At 29.0% G+C, this 21,516-nt stretch carries 18 protein-coding genes; 8 read left to right on the top strand and 10 right to left on the bottom strand.

The window, feature by feature from the left end:
- Positions 1-43 precede the first annotated feature (43 nt).
- The 3 genes from C820_RS06370 to C820_RS06360 all read left to right on the top strand — a co-directional run bounded on the left by C820_RS06370 (position 44) and on the right by C820_RS06360 (position 3,451).
- Positions 44-940, top strand: coding sequence for a glycyl-radical enzyme activating protein (locus tag C820_RS06370; protein ID WP_004039020.1), 897 nt, complete (start codon positions 44-46; stop codon positions 938-940).
- A gap of 219 nt (positions 941-1,159) precedes the next feature.
- Positions 1,160-1,528: a BlaI/MecI/CopY family transcriptional regulator gene (locus C820_RS06365; RefSeq protein WP_004039021.1), complete on the top strand. Its 369-nt coding sequence runs from the start codon at positions 1,160-1,162 to the stop codon at positions 1,526-1,528.
- Positions 1,529-3,451 carry a M56 family metallopeptidase gene (locus C820_RS06360; RefSeq protein ID WP_004039022.1) on the top strand — a complete coding sequence of 641 codons (1,923 nt, stop codon included), beginning with the start codon at positions 1,529-1,531 and terminating at the stop codon, positions 3,449-3,451.
- Between the two features lie 697 nt (positions 3,452-4,148).
- Here C820_RS06360 and C820_RS06355 read toward each other — a convergent pair.
- The 10 genes from C820_RS06355 to C820_RS06310 form a co-directional block, all read right to left on the bottom strand.
- Positions 4,149-5,936, bottom strand: coding sequence for a methyl-accepting chemotaxis protein (locus tag C820_RS06355; protein ID WP_004039023.1), 1,788 nt, complete (start codon positions 5,934-5,936; stop codon positions 4,149-4,151).
- 592 nt (positions 5,937-6,528) lie between these two features.
- A complete protein-coding gene (locus C820_RS06350; protein WP_251855624.1) occupies positions 6,529-6,930 on the bottom strand; it encodes a hypothetical protein in 402 nt (133 codons plus the stop codon).
- A 45-nt stretch (positions 6,931-6,975) separates the two neighbouring features.
- Complete coding sequence (locus C820_RS06345) at positions 6,976-7,413, bottom strand: MarR family winged helix-turn-helix transcriptional regulator (protein ID WP_004039025.1); 438 nt, start codon at positions 7,411-7,413, stop codon at positions 6,976-6,978.
- Positions 7,414-8,554: 1,141 nt separating this feature from the next.
- A complete protein-coding gene (locus tag C820_RS06340; protein WP_004039026.1) occupies positions 8,555-9,382 on the bottom strand; it encodes a hypothetical protein in 828 nt (275 codons plus the stop codon).
- A gap of 119 nt (positions 9,383-9,501) precedes the next feature.
- Positions 9,502-10,914 carry a sensor histidine kinase gene (locus C820_RS06335; protein WP_004039027.1) on the bottom strand — a complete coding sequence of 471 codons (1,413 nt, stop codon included), beginning with the start codon at positions 10,912-10,914 and terminating at the stop codon, positions 9,502-9,504.
- A 23-nt stretch (positions 10,915-10,937) separates the two neighbouring features.
- On the bottom strand, positions 10,938-11,585 hold the full coding sequence (locus C820_RS06330) for a response regulator transcription factor (RefSeq protein ID WP_004039037.1): 648 nt from the start codon (positions 11,583-11,585) through the stop codon (positions 10,938-10,940).
- Between the two features lie 192 nt (positions 11,586-11,777).
- Complete coding sequence (locus C820_RS06325) at positions 11,778-13,268, bottom strand: MobA/MobL family protein (RefSeq protein WP_004039039.1); 1,491 nt, start codon at positions 13,266-13,268, stop codon at positions 11,778-11,780.
- A gap of 275 nt (positions 13,269-13,543) precedes the next feature.
- Positions 13,544-14,857 carry a DNA primase family protein gene (locus tag C820_RS06320; protein WP_004039040.1) on the bottom strand — a complete coding sequence of 438 codons (1,314 nt, stop codon included), beginning with the start codon at positions 14,855-14,857 and terminating at the stop codon, positions 13,544-13,546.
- Positions 14,850-15,488, bottom strand: a complete 639-nt coding sequence (locus C820_RS06315) for a CHC2 zinc finger domain-containing protein (protein WP_004039041.1) — start codon at positions 15,486-15,488, stop codon at positions 14,850-14,852. The genes C820_RS06320 and C820_RS06315 overlap by 8 nt, the downstream gene beginning before the upstream one ends.
- A 152-nt stretch (positions 15,489-15,640) precedes the next feature.
- Positions 15,641-15,778, bottom strand: a complete 138-nt coding sequence (locus tag C820_RS06310) for a hypothetical protein (RefSeq protein WP_502799867.1) — start codon at positions 15,776-15,778, stop codon at positions 15,641-15,643.
- Positions 15,779-15,992: 214 nt separating this feature from the next.
- Between C820_RS06310 and C820_RS06305 the strand changes: the two genes are divergently transcribed.
- The 5 genes from C820_RS06305 to C820_RS06285 all read left to right on the top strand — a co-directional run bounded on the left by C820_RS06305 (position 15,993) and on the right by C820_RS06285 (position 21,398).
- Positions 15,993-16,781, top strand: coding sequence for a ParA family protein (locus tag C820_RS06305; RefSeq protein ID WP_004039042.1), 789 nt, complete (start codon positions 15,993-15,995; stop codon positions 16,779-16,781).
- Between the two features lie 80 nt (positions 16,782-16,861).
- Positions 16,862-17,785 carry a ParB/RepB/Spo0J family partition protein gene (locus tag C820_RS06300; protein WP_035297166.1) on the top strand — a complete coding sequence of 308 codons (924 nt, stop codon included), beginning with the start codon at positions 16,862-16,864 and terminating at the stop codon, positions 17,783-17,785.
- 67 nt (positions 17,786-17,852) lie between these two features.
- The gene (locus C820_RS06295) at positions 17,853-19,154 is read left to right on the top strand and encodes a replication initiator protein A (RefSeq protein WP_004039044.1); all 1,302 of its coding nucleotides are present in this window, start codon (positions 17,853-17,855) and stop codon (positions 19,152-19,154) included.
- A 71-nt stretch (positions 19,155-19,225) separates the two neighbouring features.
- The gene (locus C820_RS06290) at positions 19,226-20,452 is read left to right on the top strand and encodes a hypothetical protein (protein ID WP_004039045.1); all 1,227 of its coding nucleotides are present in this window, start codon (positions 19,226-19,228) and stop codon (positions 20,450-20,452) included.
- Positions 20,442-21,398: a class D sortase gene (locus C820_RS06285; RefSeq protein ID WP_004039046.1), complete on the top strand. Its 957-nt coding sequence runs from the start codon at positions 20,442-20,444 to the stop codon at positions 21,396-21,398. The genes C820_RS06290 and C820_RS06285 overlap by 11 nt, the downstream gene beginning before the upstream one ends.
- The last annotated feature ends 118 nt before the right edge of the window (positions 21,399-21,516 follow it).

Raw genomic sequence — 21,516 nt, 5'->3', positions numbered from 1 at the left:
ATTTTTACAGTTCTTACTGTATTTTATATATAGGAGGCAATTTATGAAAGGATATTTTATGCAGCTTCAACCTTTTTCTGTAAATGATGGTGATGGTATACGTACCACAATTTTTTTTGCAGGCTGTCCTTTGCACTGCAAATGGTGTTCTAATCCAGAGGGTATTACACAGCAATACAAAATAGGATTTTATGAAAAACTTTGTATTGTTTGTGGCGAATGTAAAAGAGTTTGCCCTCAAGACATCAATATAGCACTTAATCAGCCAGAAAATAGAAAAAAATGCACAGCCTGCGGTTATTGTGCTACTGTTTGTCCAAAACAAGCACGTAAAAATATGGTAGTACAAAAAAGTGTAGAGGAAATTATTGAAGAGGTAGAAAAACATAGTTTGTTTTATAGAAAAAGTGGTGGAGGAATTACATTTTCTGGTGGTGAGGCTACTCTACAAAAGCAATTTCTTGATGAACTTTCTTCAAAATTATATGACTTAGGTTATAGCTTAGATATAGAAACCAGTGGATATTTTGATTTTGATGAAATGTTGCCTATATTAAAACGCATGGATTTAATTTTTATGGATTTAAAACATATGAATTCTACACAGCATAAAAAGTTTACTGGTGTATCTAATGAAAAAATACTAAAAAATATGAAACGATTAGGGGAAACAGGTGCAGAAATTGTAATACGTATTCCTGTAATTGAAGGAGTGAATGCTTATCAAGAAAATATTTTTGAAAGTGGAAAATTTGTAAAAAAGTATTTACCACATGCACGCATAGAATTACTTCCTTATCATCAATTAGGTTTTGCAAAATATCAAGCACTTGCTTTAGAACTGCCATCATCAGATTTTCAAACACCAACAAAGCAAAAAATGGATTATTTCAAAAATATTTTAACAAAAATAGGTATAGAATTAGCAGATTTTACATAATAAGTCCCTTGAAAGTATAAAGCTTTCAAGGGCTTTTCTATTTTTACACAAATTATCTATTTATAATATAAATATTATTCAACAGACATTTTTATTTTAGTAGGTATTTTTATTATTCATATTCATTTGAAAATCATTTCATTTTTTTATTGACAATTAAAACTACATATTGTAGAATAAAATAAAACTACATATTGTAGAATAAAAGGAGAATGATTTATGCCAAAAATATCAGATGCAGAAATGGAAATTATGAAAATTATTTGGAACAACAATAATCCTTTAACAAGCAAACAAATTATAGAATTAATTCCAAATAATCAATGGAAAACAACAACTGTTTTAACATTGCTCTCTAGACTTGTTGACAAAGGATTTTTAAAAGCAGAAAGGAAGGGAAGAAACCACTTATATAGCTATATACTTTCTTATAAAGAATATAGTAAATTATGTTCTAAAAAACTTATTAACAAGTTTTATCAAGGCTCTTTTAAAAATTTTTTTGCTGCTCTTTATGCAGATAATGAAATTAGTCAGGAGGATTTATATGAGTTAAGAGAAATGCTCAACAAAAGGGAGGATAAATAAGTGACAAATTTATTTTATTTGACAATATTAGGAAGCTTATTTACAGTATGTCTTATTATGTTAAAAAATATATTTATTAAAAAATATGGTGGTGTTTGGTATTACTATATTTGGACATTTGTATTATTTTGTTATTGCTTTCCCTATAAAATTGATATATTTCAATACTTCCATAAAACAATACAATATCAACAACAAAATATAAATCATGAAACAATATTAAATGATATTCCATTACATTTAGAAAATACTACTTTATTAGAATTAAAACAAAATAGTGAATACTCTATATATCATGTAATTTCAGCAAAACAAATCATTTATTGTATTTATATCATAGGTTTTTTCGCTTGTTTTTCATATTATATATGTCACTATATTCGTTTCCAAAGAGTATTAAAAAATACAACAGAAGTGACAAGTCAACAATATATTCATTGTATTAAAACTGTTTGTTCCAAAATGAATATAAATAAAACTGTTATATTGAAAAAAAGCACATTACCTATTTCTCCTATCTCTGTTGGAATATGGAAACCCATTATAATACTACCTGATATAGATTTTACTATGGAAGACTTTACTATGATACTAAAACACGAACTAACTCACTATAAAAGAAAAGATATATTATATAGATGGTTTGCATTATTTATTCATATCATACATTGGTTTAATCCTATATCCTATTTCGCACTCTGTACCATACAAGAAGCTTGTGAATATTCTTGTGATGAAACAGTAACAAAAAATATGGATATAGATAGTAAAATAAAATATGGAAATATGCTTTTAAATCAAATTCAACACAGTAAAAAAAGAAGTTTATTTTTTTCTAGTTTTTCAGAAAACTGCAAAAATAAAAATATATTAAGGAGGAGAATTGATGTGATTAAAAACGAAAAAAAATATAAAAGAGTTATGATTACATTATTTTGTATGTTTGCAGTTATTTTGTGTTCTAATTTTTTTGATTTTTACACTATTAACGCAAATCAAAAAAATAATACTACAAATGAAAACAAACAACAATATCAAAATAACTCAATACATACCATTAACCAGCATTTTGCTAAAACATTAACAGAGCATCAATTAAAAGTAATTTACAAATTTGTAGACGATTTCAATACAAATGTTGATATTACAACAAGAGATTTGACAGATTTTGAACAGCAAAGACTAAAATTGCTTAGAGAGCAATATATATATTATGGAATAAGACCACAAAAGGAATTACCTCTTGAAGAAGGAACACAAGAATTTTATATTGATTTTAATAATAAAATATATCATTATCCAGAACGTGAATTGACAGAGGAAGAATTATTACAATTAGTTGAGTGGAGATTAAAAGTAAATTATGCTTTGTCATTACGTTATAAAGAGTCTATACCAGCATTCGCTATTACTAGCAGCAATGATATAACACAACAAAAAGCAATTGATATAGCAAAACAAAATATTGAAAATTTATTTGATATAGATACATCAGAATTGCAAATTAACGCAACTTTTTATCAAAATAGTGATATACAGCCTGATGGTTGGTTTATCAGACTGTACCCAAAAGGAGATATGCCACATGAATTAAATTGGAATTATGCTGTTTGGATATCCCAAACAGATAATATAGAAATAAGTCGTTCCAGTCAAAATTATCAATTACAACAAACAAAAATTATAAATACTGAAAATAAACAACAGATATTGCAAGATAAAATTTGGATAAATAAAGCAAAATCTATTGTAGAACAAAAGCAAGATAAAATAAATATAGTATCGGCCAATTTTATAAATATTGATGATAGTAAAAAAACAACAGTTGATATTAAAGTTGCTATAGCTGATGGCTCTTATTATATCGTTTCTCTCTATTATCCTGACCAATCATTGAAAGGAATTACATATATTGTTTCATGATTTTACTGTTAATACTATGAGAAAAGTAATTAATGTTTTGATGATAATAAATTATTTAGCAAAACATTAAAGTTTAGAAAGATACTCATTTGCTAAACTTAAAAAAAATCACAATTAAAAAATATATATACTAAAAAGTTACCAAAAAATTGGTAGCTTTTTTTATATGAAATAATAATCTTTTATATTATACATCATACTTTTTATTATTTAGTATAATGTTTTATATATTTTTCTTTTTTATGTTTCTTTCATATGTCCATATAATTTTAGTTTAAAACTATTTTATTTTTCATTATAATAGTGCTAAATGTTCAGTGAACATTCACTTAACACTGACCAAAGTATAAATTATACAAACAAGCATACAATAATATATTTCAATTTTCTACTTGTAATCAATACAAAACCATACTTATATACTAATTTTTTGTGATATCTATTTATTTGTTAATCACTTGCTTCACTCAAAAAAATGCTTTAAAAATTTTTGTTATATTGCTAAAAATATATATTAAAATGACAAAAAAATTGAATGTCTATAATATTTTTTGAAAAAAAATTTTTTAATAGACACTCAAAATTTAAAAATAAAAAGTTACAAAATAAAAGAACAAGAAATACAAAATAATAGCATTTCTTGTTCCAATATCTCATTTAAAATTTCTTTCTATTTAAACAATTTCGATTTATTTTTTTAGTATTTATCTGTACTTATATCATCAGTAACAACATCTTTACTATAAGCAACGGACTCTGTTGAATGGATATTACCATCTGTACGACGAAGATTAAAACGTCTAACCAGACTTTTCATAGCAGTAGCTTGACTAGCAAGTTCCTCACTTGCCGCCGCAGACTCTTCACTTGTAGCAGAGTTTGTTTGAACCACAGAAGCAAGCTGGTCAATACTTTGTGTCACTTGTTTAATAGAACTTGTTTGAACTTCAACACCATCAGTAACCACATCTACACGACTTACAACATCGTCAGTCAATCTCTTACATTCAATTAAAGCCTGTGTAACCTGCTCAACAATATCACTTCCATCTTGAACTGAGCTAATAGCACTATCAATCAAATCCTTAGTTGCTTTGGCTGATTCGTCTGATTTTGCTGCCAAGTTACGTACCTCATCTGCTACTACTGCAAAACCCTTTCCAGCATCACCAGCACGAGCAGCTTCAACTGCGGCATTCAGTGCCAAGATATTCGTCTGGAACGCAATATCTTCTATAGTCTTGATAATTTTGCCCATTTCCTGAGAAGAAAGTGCAATTTTGTTCATTGCCTGATTTAAAACATCTACCTGTTCATTCATTTTTTGTACCTGTGTACCTGCTGCTTGAACACTAGTTTTTGCATCTTTAGCAGCAATATCAGTCTGCTGTGATGCTTCTGAAATTTCTGTAATAGTTGCTGTCAATTCCTGAAGTGTGCTGGCCTGCTCGGTAGCCCCCTGAGCTAATGACTGAGCACCAGTTGACACTTGATCTGCACCAGCAGAAACTTGGTCTGTACCTTGAGCAATTTGTAAAAGTGTATCACTGAGTTGATGATTAATGCCTCTAATAGATTTGATGACGGTTTCCAGTGCACCAACATACATAGATCTGTCCTTGCTATACACATCAAAATTTCCTTCTGCCATCTCTTCTAGCAGATATGCTTCATCCTGAATAACATCAGAGAGAATTACTTGGCTACGGCGTAGGGCATTACACATTATTCCTAATTCGTTCTTACTTTGATAGTCAACAGTAATATCTAGATTACCCTGTGAAAATCCAACTAGAGCATTTTGAACTTGAGCAACAGGAATAGTGATTGTCTTAATAATACTAAGTGCTAGTGCAATCACTGCAATAGCGGCGACAACTGCAGCTACAGCTACAATAGCAATAATAACGGTGATTTCAAATTCAATACGTTCTCGTTTGTCAGCCATAGCCTGAACTAAATAATTGTCTAGTTCTGTTGCAGCTGCAGCCATTTTCTCTTGATCAAATGTATCTGTTTCATAGATAAACTGAATACCCTTCTGGAGATACGATTCATCTCCAGTTCTATCATACTGACGATGCCATTCAATAAGTTGCGGATTTGTACTAGCCCAATTAGTTGCTATCTCAACATAGTTATCCAATATACTACGTTCCAGCTCAGATGGAAAATGCTCCTTCAGCAATTCTATATTAGTAAATAGGTTATCATGTGCTTTTTCTGCAGATTGAAGCAATCCTTCATTTGCATCAGAGTCTGGGACAAGATAGGAATCACGAATGTTTCGTCCAGTCAACAGTGCATTGACACGACAGTATAAAATATATTGATTTGCCTGAGCATCTTCATCAAGCAACACATCATAGTTGTTTTTAATATTGAGCATCATAAATAGGCTAGTAACAATCAGTAGCACAGAAACTCCAATAGTAATACCATAGCCAAGCAACAAACTTTTTTTCACTTTTATGTTTTTTAACATGATATTCTTCCTCCATATATTCACGAATTAAATATTTAATTTTGTTGTTATAATTAATTGTCGAACAATAGCTACTCATCAATTAAAGAGTCAGCTACTGTATAAATCCTACCTTTTCAAACAGAGGTATACATTTATCAGTCTGAATAAAACCTATGTTTGCATATTTCTAATGCACCAATGCTTCAGTATTGACAATCTTGCCAGTAGAAATATCTACTTTTGACTGTAAAGCAATCACCTGCAACCAATTCAAGAATTATCAGTGTTCTTTGAAATCTTCCTTGAAAGATGTTGTATGTATATAATTGGGGGTAATTTAGAGATATAATAGTTTATGTTGAATTTGATGGTTTGGTGTATCTCACATAACAATATAGTGTTAGTGCTAATTATAACACAAGTTACTACTATCAAAATAAAATAGACTACTCTAATAAAAATTTTCTGATATTAGTATGATACATGGATTTTTATTCCTTATTATGTTTGCCATTGTAGTATCCCTATAAAGTTATAATGAAATAATTTTTTATAGAAAGATAAAAAGACATATCTTTCCCATCATAATATAATGTGGGAGGTATGTCTTTTATTTTTGGGCAGCACAAATGGACAGACTTTGTCTGTTTGTCTGTTTGTCTGTTTGTCTGTTTGTCTGTTTGTCTGTTTGTCTGTTTGTCTGTTTGTCTGTTTGTCTGTTTGTCTGTTTGTCTGTTTGTCTGTTTGTCTGTTTGTCTGTTTGTCTGTTTGTCTGTTTGTCTGTTTGTCTGTTTGTCTGTTTGTCTGTTTGTCTGTTTGTCTGTTTGTCTGTTTGTCTGTTTGTCTGTTTGTCTGTTTGTCTGTTTGTCTGTTTGTCTGTTTGTCTGTTTGTCTGTTTGTCTGTTTGTCTGTTTGTCTGTTTGTCTGTTTGTCTGTTTGTCTGTTTGTCTGTTTGTCTGTTTGTCTGTTTGTCTGTTTGTCTGTTTGTCTTGAGTATATCGTGCTGAATCATTTTTGTCAAGTCCTCCTTGTACTTTAACTGCGTAATTATATCATACTAGTGATTCGGCTTATTTTTTCTAATTTCAAGTTTTAATTGTAACATTTCTAAACTTTCATATATCAAGTTATATTGTTCATCTGTCCATTCATTTGTTAACTGTTGATTATATTTTCCTAACGCTTCGGATAAAGAAATATATACCTTTTTTGCTTTTTCAGTAAAGTATAGCTTTTTATTTCTCCTATCAAAAGGATCTATTTCACGTTCAATATACCCTTTGGCTTCTAATGACTTTACTGCACGAGCTGTTGCAGATTTGTCTACATTAACTCGACTGCTTAACTCATCTTGAGTCAAACCATCTTCATGTGCAAGTGCTATAAAATAAGACTCCTCACCAACTGTTAAACCAAAAGGTTCTATAACATACCTTACATCATTACAAATGCTTCTTGATAATAGCATTACAATTCTACCAATACTTTTTTTCATTTTGAAATCCCCTTTAAACTTAACAGTTTATACAATATGATGTATGGCAAATCAAAGAAAATTTTTTGCAATTTTTGTACCTGCTACTCCAGCCGAAAATACTAAAGAGGTTATACGGCTATACTTACAACAATAGCCTATAATAACATCATAAAAGGAATTATAGTAAAGATAATCTTTTCTATATTTACCAATGACATAATATTGCTTATTGTTGCACCCATCAATATAGGAAAAATGTAGCATTTGTACTTTATTTCATTTACTTCATGTTTTAACAATTAAATAGTATAGCAGAAAACAGTTTATGCGTCAACTGTTTTTTGCTTCACTGATTGGTCAATATTTACTCATATCCACTTTCTATCAGAAATTATATTACATTTTTAATAAAAATAGATTTCTGATAAATCTCAAGCAATACCAGTGTTAATATACACCAGCCATAAAACAGAAAATTCTTATTAGTACTTTGTGGAGATGCTTATTTTCAAATATCACTTAATAAAAAAAGTGTATCCAAAACTAGATTCTATGACTAGAACAAAATTAAGAAATGAATATTTAGAAAAACAGTTTAAAAATAATAAAAAATAGAGCTAAATTAGAGCCATACTCCATTTTTTGTGACAATATTTTTCTATTTCATTCTTTACTTTTTTTACTATTACCATAAATTATAAAAAATAAAACCCCTGAAAGCCTCATACTTTCAAGGGTTTTTCCGTTTTTACATAAACTATCTATTGACTAGATAAATATTACTCAATGATTTCAGTAACAGAACCAGCACCTACTGTTCTATCACCTTCACGTTTTCTTTTTTACAAAATTATTTCTATTTTTGTTGATTTTTCGTCATTTTTATAACCTAAAATGCTTTATTTTATACATATTATACCATATCTCCAAAATTTTTAGAGCCAAATTAAAGCCAATAACTATAAATAGTATAGTAATCTTTTTAATTATCTTTATAATATATCAGCTTATATCTTAAACTTTAACTATCTTTTAACATCACACTAAATTACTTTGCAAATTGTAGTGTATAAAACTATAAAAAGCTATCACAATTTTATATAACAGCTTTTTACAATATTTTTAATTTGTTTTCATACAGGATTTGAATTAATGTTGTTTATTGAACACGAAACTCTACTTTTTCTTCATTTGTATTAGAAGACTCATCTTCATTATTCATTTTTTCTTCCAAAAGATAAACATTTTTTACCCAATTATCATAGCAAACCTGAAGTAGTTTTTTATCATATCTTGAAAATGAGAGCTGCGTTTCATTGCCATCAATGTCTTTAGCTTTAATCTGAATGTCAGGATTATCATTCGCATAACCTTGTCCCTCATATTCAATTGATTTTATGTCACTAGAAAGAATTTTATACTGTTTTATTACTTTTTCTGCAAGTTCCTTATATTCTTCACAATTATTAGGCAAACTTCCATCAAATCCCTTATTGACATTTTTATTTAATAGAATATCTCTGCATGTAGCACTGATTTTGCCAGTAACAGCATCAACAGTAAAGTAATATGCTACATTATTGTCAAAATCAATATTGCCTATCCATTCAGAGCTAACACAAGTTTCTCCTACAGGGCAATACCACATATTTACAGTTTTGTCTTTAGCATCAAAATTGAATATCCTAATTAAATCTTTGACACCTACTTTTGCAGCTTCTTCCATTGAGATAACATTTTTATCTGGCAAGGGAGAGCCTTCTTCCATAACAGTTTTATAGTTGACTTCAAAATTGTCATTAAAATTTTCATTGGCTGTATACTGAGCATTTTGAGCAAATGAATATTGCGTATCAACATACTCAACTTTTGAAAGCTCGGCAGCTTTAACAGATGGAACTGCTACACAAAATACTGCTAAAAATGACATGATAGTAGCGGCAGCTCCAAAAACTTCTTTTTTAAAATCAGAAACATTAAATTTCATACTCATTACCTCCATTATTTATTGACCTAATCATTTTACAGTTAAAATTTCTCCGGATATATTTTTAACTTAAAATGATAATAATACCATTTTATAATAAAGTTATAATCATTTTGTTATCATTTTGTAAAAATTAGTTTGACTGTTGTACCTGTGCTATCTGAACTAAAATGAAGCATAGCATTATGTTTTAATACGATTTCGTTGCATAATGTCAAACCAATTCCAGCACCACCATCCTCTCTGTTCCTGCTTTTGTCTACTCTGTAAAACGCTTCTGTTAAGTGCTTAATAGCATCTTTTGGTATTTCCTTTCCGTTATCATAAATTGTCACATTTATATATTCATTATTGTCTTTAAATGATTTAATGATTATCTTTCCGTTTTTATCACAGGCTTTTACTGCATTATCAATAATATTTGAAAATAAACATTCTATAAGTGCTTCATCACCTTTTATAATAAAATTCTCTGATTCCAATATAACCTGAATATTTTTTTCATTCAGCCTTATTTTAAAAGAGGTTAAAATTTTTTTAATTATATCAATTAAATTGATACAATTAAATTCCATATCTTGCTCTCTATATAGAGCTAATTTCAATAATCTTTGAGAAATATCCTGTAATCTTTTACTTTCTGACATTATAATATTTGTTGACTCAAACTTATCTTCTTCTGTTAATTTTGCTTTCTGTATATATTCTGCATATCCATAAATATTCGTAAGAGGAGTACGAAGTTCATGAGCCAGATTATCAATAAAGTTTTGTTTTTGTTTTGCAATTTCTATATATTTGTTGATATTCTTTTTAATCTCATCAGCCATATAATTAAAGCTGACGGCAACCTTTTTTATTTCTCCCTTCCCTTTTACACTTATACTACTATAATCTCCTTTTGCTATTTTTTCGGCAGCAGCAGTTATTTCAGTTAATGGTTTAAATATATAATAAATAACAATATACAATACTATTGCTAAAATTACAGACAAAATGAAAGAAAATGAAAAAAATAATTTGCACATATCATTCCAATTTTCAATTTCTGCACTTAAATCATAACAGTATATAACTGTTAAATAATGAAATGGTTTTGGTAAATTACCTAAAATAAATAAATAGTTCTTATTATTTTCTGTGTTATAAAAAACTCTTCTTTTATTCATATCCAAATTTGTATTAAAATCACTGCTTATATTGGGAAGTGTGGATTTTATTACAATATCATTTTCTAAAAGACCCAGATAAACTGGCTGTTTTTGATAATAAATAAAATAGGAATCAAATAAAAGTTTTTCTTCAATATCTATCCCTTTATTTGTTTTATCATCTATTTCACTTTTTTTTCGATATTCTACATGACTTAAGTCATTATAGTAGGAAGATATAATAAAATAATGTTCTCCCAAAGCTCTTTCTTTTATGTTTGAAATATTATCTCTTAAACTGAAAGTTAATATAAATAATATTCCTCCATATAAAAATATTAAAAAGATTAAAAGTGTTACTAAATAAGTTTTTAGCCTCATAAATGATACGAAACCTTTCTATTTTATATTTCTAATCTGTATCCCAGTTTATATACTGTTTTAATTTGCTCGGTTAAATCAAACTTTTTTCTTAATTTTTGAATGTGAACATCAACTGTTCTTGTATCACCCTCAAAATCAAACCCCCATGCAAGTTCTAATAACTTTTCTCTTGACATAGCAATATTTCTATTTTTCACAAGCACCTCAAATAATTCAAATTCTTTTGGGGTACATTCAATGATGTTACCATTTTTATAAATTAAATGTTTGCTAAAATCAATTTTTATATTTTTAAATTCAAAAAAATTATCATCTTTTTTGACTCTCCTTAACACAGCTTCAACTCTTGCTATCAATTCAACCATTTCAAAAGGTTTTACGATATAGTCATCAGCCCCTAATGTCAATCCTTTTACTTTATCTTGAAGGCTATCCTTTGCAGTCAAAAAAATTACAGGAATAAAATTTATATTTTCATATACATGATAACCATCAATTTTAGGAAGCATTATATCTAATATCACTAAATCAATGTTTTTTTCTCGTACAATTTTATCTGCATCTATGCCATCAAACATAGAATAACACTGATGTCCAACAAGATGTAAATTTTTTTGAATTAAATTGTTTATTGATTTTTCATCTTCAATAATCAGTATATTAGCCATATTACCACCCTTAAATTACCTAAAAAATATTTTCATATATTATCCTAAAATATAATATCATAATAATGTTATCAAGTTGTAAAAAATTAATTATTTTTTACAATATATCATTTTTTCGATTAATTTTGCAATTAATAGAGTCATTAAAAATACAAAATTCATCAATAATTGCTTCAATTTATTTATCAAAAATTATCTTTCTCTACTTTTATATTGTTTTATATTTTGTTTATATAAACTTGCTTCTTTTTTTAATTCCTTCAATTTTTCTATAATACTTTCTTTTTCAGTATGTTTTTCTTTTTTCCATTGTTCTACAATCTTTTTACTTTTAGAATATGCTTTTAAAAATGTTTGTACATCTTTATAACCTTGTTGGTGAACCATTTCTTGTAAATTTTCTTTGCTAACATTAATATTCTCTTTGCAATCTTCTATTTTCTGCTGAAGTATTCTTTTTTGTTTTCCTTTAAAAAATCCTCTTATATTTTTCAGTTCTTTTTCTAATTTTGGTAATTCTACATTTTCTAATTTTTGTATTTCTTCCACTTGTCTATGTAATTTTAAACTTAAAGCTTCCATTTTCTTAAATTGTTCAATGTCAACATTTAAAGTAGGTTTTAACTGCATTTTATGTTTTTGAATGACATCTTTTAAAATACCATTTGCATTTACCATAATCTGATAAAATAGTTCAGGTTTCCAGCCTTCCATTTTCATAGACCGTTGTATTTTTTCGGTTATTTCATTTCTCTTTATCATCTTTATTCTTTTATCGCTAATACCAACTACAAGAGCCATATCAGCTATTTTATTCCATTCTTGCCTTATATTATTATCCTTTTTTATTTGTTCTGCTTTGGGATTATTTTTACCTATTTTTTTCGTTGCAATATAAACGCTATCTCTGTCAAACACAGTTAATTTTTCAGTAGGATTTTTGACATAGTAATTTATCATATTCGTATAATACTTCTTTATTTCTGGTAAAAATTCTACATCTTTAAAACACACTCTTTTATTTCCAAAAGAGTGCTTTTCATATATTTCTCCTTTGGGAATGATGGTGCAGCCCTTTCTTATTTCTCCAAGTTCATTTTGAATTTCTTTTTTTGTTCTTACTCTTTTTCCATTTTCATTATAAAATAAATTTCTTGATGCAGTTTTAAATTCTTCTTTTTCAAGCAATTCTCTTTCGCTAAAAATCAAATGAATGTGGTAGTTTGTTTTCTTTTTATTGTGATGGAGTGCTGACACACATTCCACACCATATTTTTGTTTAAATTTTTCTGTAAATATTTTCAATAATTTTTCAGGTTGATATTTTATGAAACTTTCAGGCAAGGCTATTATCAACTCTCTTGCTTCAATACACTTTCCAGCAGAACCACTTTTTTGAAAGTCCTGTTGATTTTCTATAGCAAGAGATTTCCAAAAATTTCTTTGTACGGTTTCATAAGTTGCATATAAATTTTCTTGTCTTTCTGGATTGGTAATATAATCTATTCTACCTTTTACGTTGCTTAATTTCGATAATTGTATAAATGAATTTCTTGCTATACTTTTTTCTTCCTCTCTAAAATAATTGACAAAATCTCTCTTTTGTACTATTCTAATGTTAGTGATAAAAAGCTCAACGCAGTTGCGAAATAGACCAAGTGTATAAACCAAGGGTTTGTGCAATGGGTGTATTTCGCTCTCAATCGCCGAGAGCTTATTTTTGTTTTATCAGTTTTCATATTAAATTATATAAAAAAGAATAAACTTCAAATTTATGCGTATATGCGTATACTTTATTATTTCATTGTTAAAAAACATTGATTTTATCAGCTTTTCAAGAAATACGCATTACTACTGATATGCGTATCAAATACGTATGTAAATACGCTTTGTCACACGCTTTTTATGCTTTGAAAATGTTGATTTTACAGCATTGATACGCATATACGCTTCTTTTGCTACATTCTTATTTTTATATAAATCCCTCTAAAACCTCTTGACTTTTTACCTGTTTCTGAAAGAATATTTGTAGAATATTGTATGTTATATTCTTTTTCAGACTGTTTTAAATAACTAATAAAGCTTTTTGCAGATATAGGTTTTTCTACATTTTCATCACACCAATGACAATAGCAACCATACAATTTTTTAGATGTTGTCATAGTAGCTGACTCCAATTTTACAAAATCATCAGCTTTCATAAAACTGATAATATTGTTACCATCTTCCATAGCGTGATACAGATTTTGACTTGCCTTTTCACTTATAGTAAATTCATAATCATTTTTTAAAAGCCTTTTCAATCCCTCCAAACACCATAAAAAAATACCCTCTTTTTCTGCTCTTAATTTTTCAATCAAAAATGGATTATCTTTTCTATTCTTATCTTTTTCCTTTGTCGTCAATACAATCTGTCTCCTAAAAAATCCATAGGAGCGGTCATATAATGAGTTTAAATTGCCATTTCCAAAGCATAAAAATCTGACATACAATGTACCTTGTATACTCTGCTTTGATTTTCTTTCTAAATCAATTTTATCCTCCAAAGTGACGATAGACTTGATGTAATTTGTCTGAGGAAGTGCCTCCATTTTCATATCATCATCTACCATAAGTAGTTTGTACTCTAAATCTGCTCTAGCAAATTTATTTGTTTCCACTTTTTGTATACTGCTTGTGTTCATATTATTTCCTAATATACTCCTTAAAACCAATCCCACTCTTGATTTTCCTTCTCCACCTTTACCAATTAGCAACATCATTTTTTGTCCTTTTGTAGAAGGGATTAAACAGTAACCCATATATTCCTGCAATGTTATAATGTCCTCTTTTTCCAACAATTCCTCTAAAAAAGCAAGCCATACTTTTGGCTGTTCTGATTGTGGATTGTACTTGATGGGCAAGCGATTTAAGCAAAATTCTTTTTTGCCCGAAAACATTCCATTTAAAAATATTGTCCCATTTTTTACATGAATTCTATCATTTTGTATGGGTAATTCCTCTGAATAGCTCTCAAACCTCAACACTTCCAAAAGCTGTTTTACTTTTTTAGAAACATTTCTTGCAACATGATTTTTGATGATGTTGTAAATATTTTTTTCAATCTCTCCATCAGATACAAAGCCATCTATGCTAAAAAAAGAGCCATTGATACATTTTAAATCATATTCCTGTAAGTATGATTCACAAAATTTCACTTCATCAATGTGATTTTCTTCATCTAGCCAAGTAATACCTTGATTTTCATAATCTATATTATTTAATTCAGTCATTACCTTGTCCAATTCCTGCAATGAATTCTCGTTGATATTCTCCCATTCTTTTTTCAATCTGTATCACCTCTTTTCCATGTTGTACTAAGAAGTAAATTTTTTCCTCTAATATGCTATTTTCCAAAATGTCCTGATACCATTTTATTTTTTCGATATTATTTACTGCCTCTAAAAATTCCTCATAAATCATATCATTTGGAGCTTTTGGTGCATAAAACTCTTTCCAAAATGTTAACCAACTGCTGTAATCAGACAATATTTTCTGACATCTTTGTTCCCATTTTTCAAAATTCTTTTGTATTTGATACTTATTTCTAATGTCTTTTTCTTTTGGAACTACTTTTTTATTTTTATTCTGATAAGTGTTTTTCTCTATCTGCAAACCAAAATCCAAAGCCAATTTTTTTGCTGCTTCATACTGTGACAAATTATGTAACTTTGCTACAAAATTAATTACATCTCCTTTTTCACCACAACCAAAACAATAATATCTTTCTGCTACTTTCATACTTGGGTGTCTGTCATTATGAAATGGACAACATACCATATCATTTTGATTTACATTTATACCATAATATATCGCTGCTTGTTTCGTTGTAATACTTTCTTTTACCTGTTCAAAAATATTCATAAAGTACATCCTTTCTTTAATAAAAGTCCCTGAACAGATGTTAATTAAAAAAGATTCTTAAAAAATTTGTCTTTTTTATCATTTTATGATATACTGAATTTGCGGATTCGGTATATCAGAACATCTGATTATCAGGGACTTGTCCAAGTAATTTAACTTGGGCATTTTTCATTTGTCTTTTTTTGATTTAACAGTTCTGCAACCGCTTTTTGTTGGCTAGGATACAAATGTCCATATGTATTTAATGTGATTTTAATATCTCTATGTCCCAGCCTTTCTTTTATAATCAATGGTTGTACCCCTTGATAAATAAGATATGCAGTGTGACTGTGTCCATACGATATAATTAAGACAAATCAGAAAACCCAGTAAAATCAAGGGTTTGAACGGTTTGTCTTTTCTTTTTATACCCTTTTTCCAATAGATTTTATGTTCAAAAAATGCACTAAAAAGTGAAATTGTCATAAACACGACAAAAATAAACAAGTGAAAGGAATGGTAAGTATGGCAAAAATAATTGCAGTTTGTAATCAAAAAGGTGGTGTTGGAAAAACAGTGACCACTGTAAATTTAGGAATTGGTTTAGCACAATCAGAAAAAAAGGTATTGCTAGTAGATATGGACGCACAGGCGTCATTAACATTAAGTTTAGGATACCAACCAGAACAAATAGAAATGACTATTGCTAATATTATGGGGCAATACATGAGTGATAATGACATCAAAAGTAATGTATCAAAAAGCATTTTACATCACAAAGAAAAAGTAGATTTATTACCTTCTAATATCGAATTATCTGGATTAGAAGCAGCACTTGTTAACACTATGAGCAGAGAAACTGTATTGAGAAATTCTTTAAAAGTATTAAGAGATAAATATGATTATATTATAGTGGATTGTTCTCCATCACTGGGAATGTTGACAATTAACTCTCTTGCTTTTGCAGATACTGTATTGATACCAGTACAAGCACAATATTTATCTATAAAAGGTTTGGAGCAGTTAATCAAAACGATTTCCAGAGTGAAAATACACATCAACAGAAAATTAGACATTAGCGGAATACTTATAACAATGGCGAATATGAGAACGAATTATTCTAAAGAACTGGTAACTCTTTTACATCAAAATTACGATGGAAAACTACATATATTTAAAGAATATATTCCTATGTCTATTAAAGCAGCAGAAATCAGTGCAGAAGGGACAAGTATTTATATTCATGATAAAAATGGAAAAGTAGCAAAAGCATATGAATCGTTAGTACAGGAGGTATTGACATGGCAAAAATGAAAGAAAATGCAGAAAAAGTGAATTTTAATGCAGAAGAAACAGATTTTGATGAAACTGAAACAGAGGAAAAGAAAACAAATTTGAAAAGCAGTGCCAAAAATGTGACATTAACATCTTATGATGAATTATTGCTTGGTTCAGATACTATGGAATTTGTACAAAAAATACAAATTGACAAATTAATTCACTTTCAAAACCACCCATTTAAAATAAACGATGATGAGGAAATGGAAAAGTTAGTACAAAGTATAGCAGAAAAAGGTGTTGTAGTGCCTGCTATTGCCCGTGCTACAGATGGTGGATATTATGAGTTAATTTCAGGACATCGCAGAAAATATGCGTGTATAAAATTAGGAATAAATACTATGCCTGTTATTGTTAGACAATTAGATGATGATGAAGCGGTAATAGCAATGGTTGACTCCAATGTCCAAAGAGAACATATATTGCCTAGTGAAAGAGCATTTTCTTATAAAATGAAGTTAGAAGCTATGAAAAGACAAGCAGGTAGACCATCTAAAAATAGTTCCCAAGTTGGGAACCATTTTGAAAACAAAAAATCTATTGAAATTATTGCAGAAGAAAATGATGTAAGTAAAAATCAAATTCATAGATATATCCGTTTAACAAAACTCATACCCAAACTACTACAAATGGTAGACAACAACAGATTAAAACTTAACACTGGTGTAGAATTATCCTATTTAGAACCAGAAGAACAGATAAATTTGCACAAATTTATGGAAACATTAAATGTCATTCCCTCTTTAGAACAGGCAAGTAAACTAAAAAAATACAGTCAAGAGAAAAATTTTAACGATGCTATAATAAAAATTATATTAACAGAAGAAAAAGAAAAAAGTAATAACAACATTACACTCAAAAAAAAGGATTTAAAACAATATTTTCCAAAGTCCTATAACAAAAAAGATATGGAAAATGTAATATTTGAGCTTTTAAAACTGTGGCAGCAACAGCAAAGTTTTAAAGAAAAAGAAGAATAAAATGATTGAAATGTGATTTTCACAAATTTGTATTTTTGAAAGTAAAACAGCGAAAGGAGCGTTAAAAATGAGTACATTATCATTCGATTATTATTATGGGCAAGAATCAGAGCAATTTATATTTTACAGAATACCAAAATTGCTTTTTACAGATGATAAATTTTCAGAATTATCCATAGAAGCAAAGGTTTTGTATGGTATTATGTTGGATAGAATGGGATTATCACTTAAAAACAAATGGCTTGATGAACAAAAAAGAGTTTATATTGTGTTTACCATTGATAAAATTATGAATTTTTTGCATTGCAGAGAGCAAAAAGCAAACAAAATACTCAAAGATTTAGAAGAAATCGGCTTAATTGAGAGAAAAAGAAACGGTTTAGGCAAGCCAAACTTTATTTATGTCAAAAATTTTTTAGGTTTTCATAAAAATGAGAACGATGGAGCAAAAAAGGCAGAAGAAATAGAAGAAAAAATGCAAAAATCTGATGATTTTTCAGTACAAAAACCGCCAAATGAGGAAAGTTTATGGCAATCACAACACCAAAATAATGAAAAAGACAATTCCAGAAATGTGATTTCTGCAACACAGGATTTTCCAAAATCACAAAGTATTAATACTCCTTTGATTAATGATACTGATTTTAGTGATACTGGTTTTAATGATACTAAAAAAACAAATGAAACTGTTTTTATAAATAATAATAAACATAATCCATCTTATCCATCTTATCTATCTAGTAAAGAGAAGCAGTCAGAACAACAAACAGATAAGATAGATGAGATAGATAATATTTTTTATTTTAATACAGAGAAAAAAGAAGAAGAAAAAGAAAAACAGGAATGTAATATTGACAAAGAAGAAGAAAAAGAAAAACAGGAATGTAATATTGACAAAGAATTAGAGGAAATACCCTATTCTTATCCAAAATGCTTACTCAATTTAGAAAGGGAGTTAGCACAAGAGAAACAGAAAGAACAACAAAATCATTTTACTGACAAAGGCTTAGAGGAACAAATGTGCAGAGCTACTATACTCAGAAATATTGAATATGATTTCTTAAAACAAAAACCAAGTATAAGATTTCGTATGAATTTAGTTAACAACATTGTAGACATTATGGTGAGTGTGATTACCAGTCATAAAAGCACAATACGAATTGGCGGAGAGGAAATTCCGCAGCAAATGGTAAAAGAGAGATTTTTAAAATTAGATTCAGAACACATAGAGTATATAGTGAACTGTTTAGAAAATACCAAAAGCAAAATACATAACATAAGAGCATATTATATTTCCACACTATACAACGCTTATGAAACGATGGAAGCCTATTCTTTTGCAGAAGTCAATCATAAGATGTATGGATAAAATAAAAAGGACAGCAACATTGTTTGCTGTCTTTTTTTGTTGAAAAAAAGGAAAGAAAGGAGTGTGACAACATGAAAAAGAAACTATTTTTGTTACTGTTGCTTTTGACAATGAGTTGTCCTATAAAAACAACATTTGCAGAGCAAACAGAAAGTATTCCCTTTTTGATTTCTTCAGACCAAAAACAAATAGAGGGCAGTATTTTTTTAACAAAGGTTTATGAAGTTGCGGAAGATTTCGACCCATCTGCATTAGTAGAAAATGGTTATAAAAAAGATGGCTATTTGTTTGCTTATCATAAAACAGATAAAAAAGTGAATGAAAACAAACAGACAAAAGAATTATCAGAAAGTATTGCCATAGAAACCGCAACAGATAACAAACAAGGCATATTAAACCGACTACCCCAAACAATAGAGTACAACAAAGAAGATTTTACAGGTGTTTTGTCATTGAAACAGGACAGCATTGCAACAGAAGTAGCAGCATACAAAACCCAAAATACAACACTATCTACAGTAAAAGAATATACAGAGCTTATGGCGACAGATAATTCTTATATTCCTCAAACAGCGGAAAAAGAGGGACAAACATTGCAATTAACTGATGTCAACTGGGCTGTGATGGGAACGGGATTATCAGGAGATACCCTTGTACCCACAGAGTACAAAGCAACTGCAACTTATTCCAAAACCATAAGCGATAAAGTACCTTCTAGCTATGTCACAACAGCGATATATACAGGAACAGTGTCAAAACCAGAACCAACCACAATTACATATACATTGACCTATGTTGGTACACCTATCAAAGAAAACAGCACCATTATGGAAAGAGCAGAAAAACAAGCAGAGGAGGAAATCAAAAAGCAAAAACAGGAAGAAAAACCAGAAGTCAAAGAAATCAAACAAAACAATTCCATTTTGATAAAAATAATACTTGGTGCTTTCATAGGTGTTTTGTTTTCTAGTGGTATGGTTTTGTTATTTTATAAAAAATCACAGAGAGGAGTGAAAATATATAACTTACAAGACGAAGAATATATTTGTATTGGATACCAGAAAATGAATAAAAGTGATTTTATAATAGACCTCAATCCATTACATGAACGAATACAAAGCCCCTTTTTCTATTTTGTCATAGATAAATATACAGCAAAAAAACTCTATGATAAAACAATATCCATTACATTGCATGATGAAACAAAAGAACAAATGATAATTCCAAACAGTATTAGCGAATATGGACAGCCGTATTGCTTTATGCTGGAGATAGGAGGGACAGAACATGAGGAATAGATACATCAAAATTCCTTTGTTGTTTTTGATGACAGTAAACTTTTGTACTTGTTGCAATATCAATGCTTTTGCAGTAACAAGTGATTTAGATTATCAATTCAAAACAGAAAACAAAGAAGAATTTTATATTACTGGAGAAAGTCACATTCATTTTGATGGAGCTGTACCAGACTATTTACTGGACATATACGATTTAGCACCACAAAAAAGACATGACTCTGAATATGGTGCAACAATTATTACACCATCAGAACAAAAACCGAATGTAACAACATATGCACCAGCAAATGCACCATCGGGAAAATTTACACAAAGTCCGAATGTTTTTTTAACAGGTGCAACACAAGGTACACAGCAAGCAGGCAGTACAACAAATTTAGCGAATACAGCAAAAACACAAGGAGTAACACAGCAAAACAATCAAAATAATATAACAGGTAATTTTTACCCTTCCACATCAACAAATTTGCCAAATGGAAATACAAACAATGTTGTATATTATGCCAATAATGAAGAACAAAAACTGCAATACCCCCTTACCACAATAGAACAAGTCAGAAAGTCAGACGGTAGTATAGGAGTTTTAAAAATACCATCGGTTAAATTGACTGTAACAGCATATGATGGTGATACTTATGCAGCAATGAAAAAAGGTATTGGACATATTTCTTCTACTTCTACATGGAATGGCAATGCTGGCTTTGTGGGACACAACAGAGGTTCAAGCGGTTATTTTCAGAAATTGAAAAATGTTTCTGAAGGCGATGAAATCACATACACTACCATACTTGGCACAAGAAACTATGTAGTGCAGTCTATCAGTAGAATATCTGAAACGGATTGGTCAAAATTAGAATACACCAATGACAACCGTTTGTCACTAATAACTTGTGTGGAAGATGTACCAAATCAAAGACTTTGTGTACAGGCAGTAGAAAAAAGATAACCTGAAATAAAAAAAGATAGGAGTGAAATATATGGAGAAATTAAAAATAATACAGCAACAACAAATATTAGGAAAAATGATAAAGGATACATTCATTCTGAAACATTTTGTTTTGAAT

It is taken from the genome of Clostridium sp. MD294 (assembly GCF_000364165.2).
Taxonomy (GTDB): Bacteria; Bacillota; Clostridia; order Lachnospirales; family Anaerotignaceae; genus Coprocola.
Note: the sequence above shows the minus strand (reverse complement) of the source record. Positions and strands in the feature narration are given on the sequence as shown.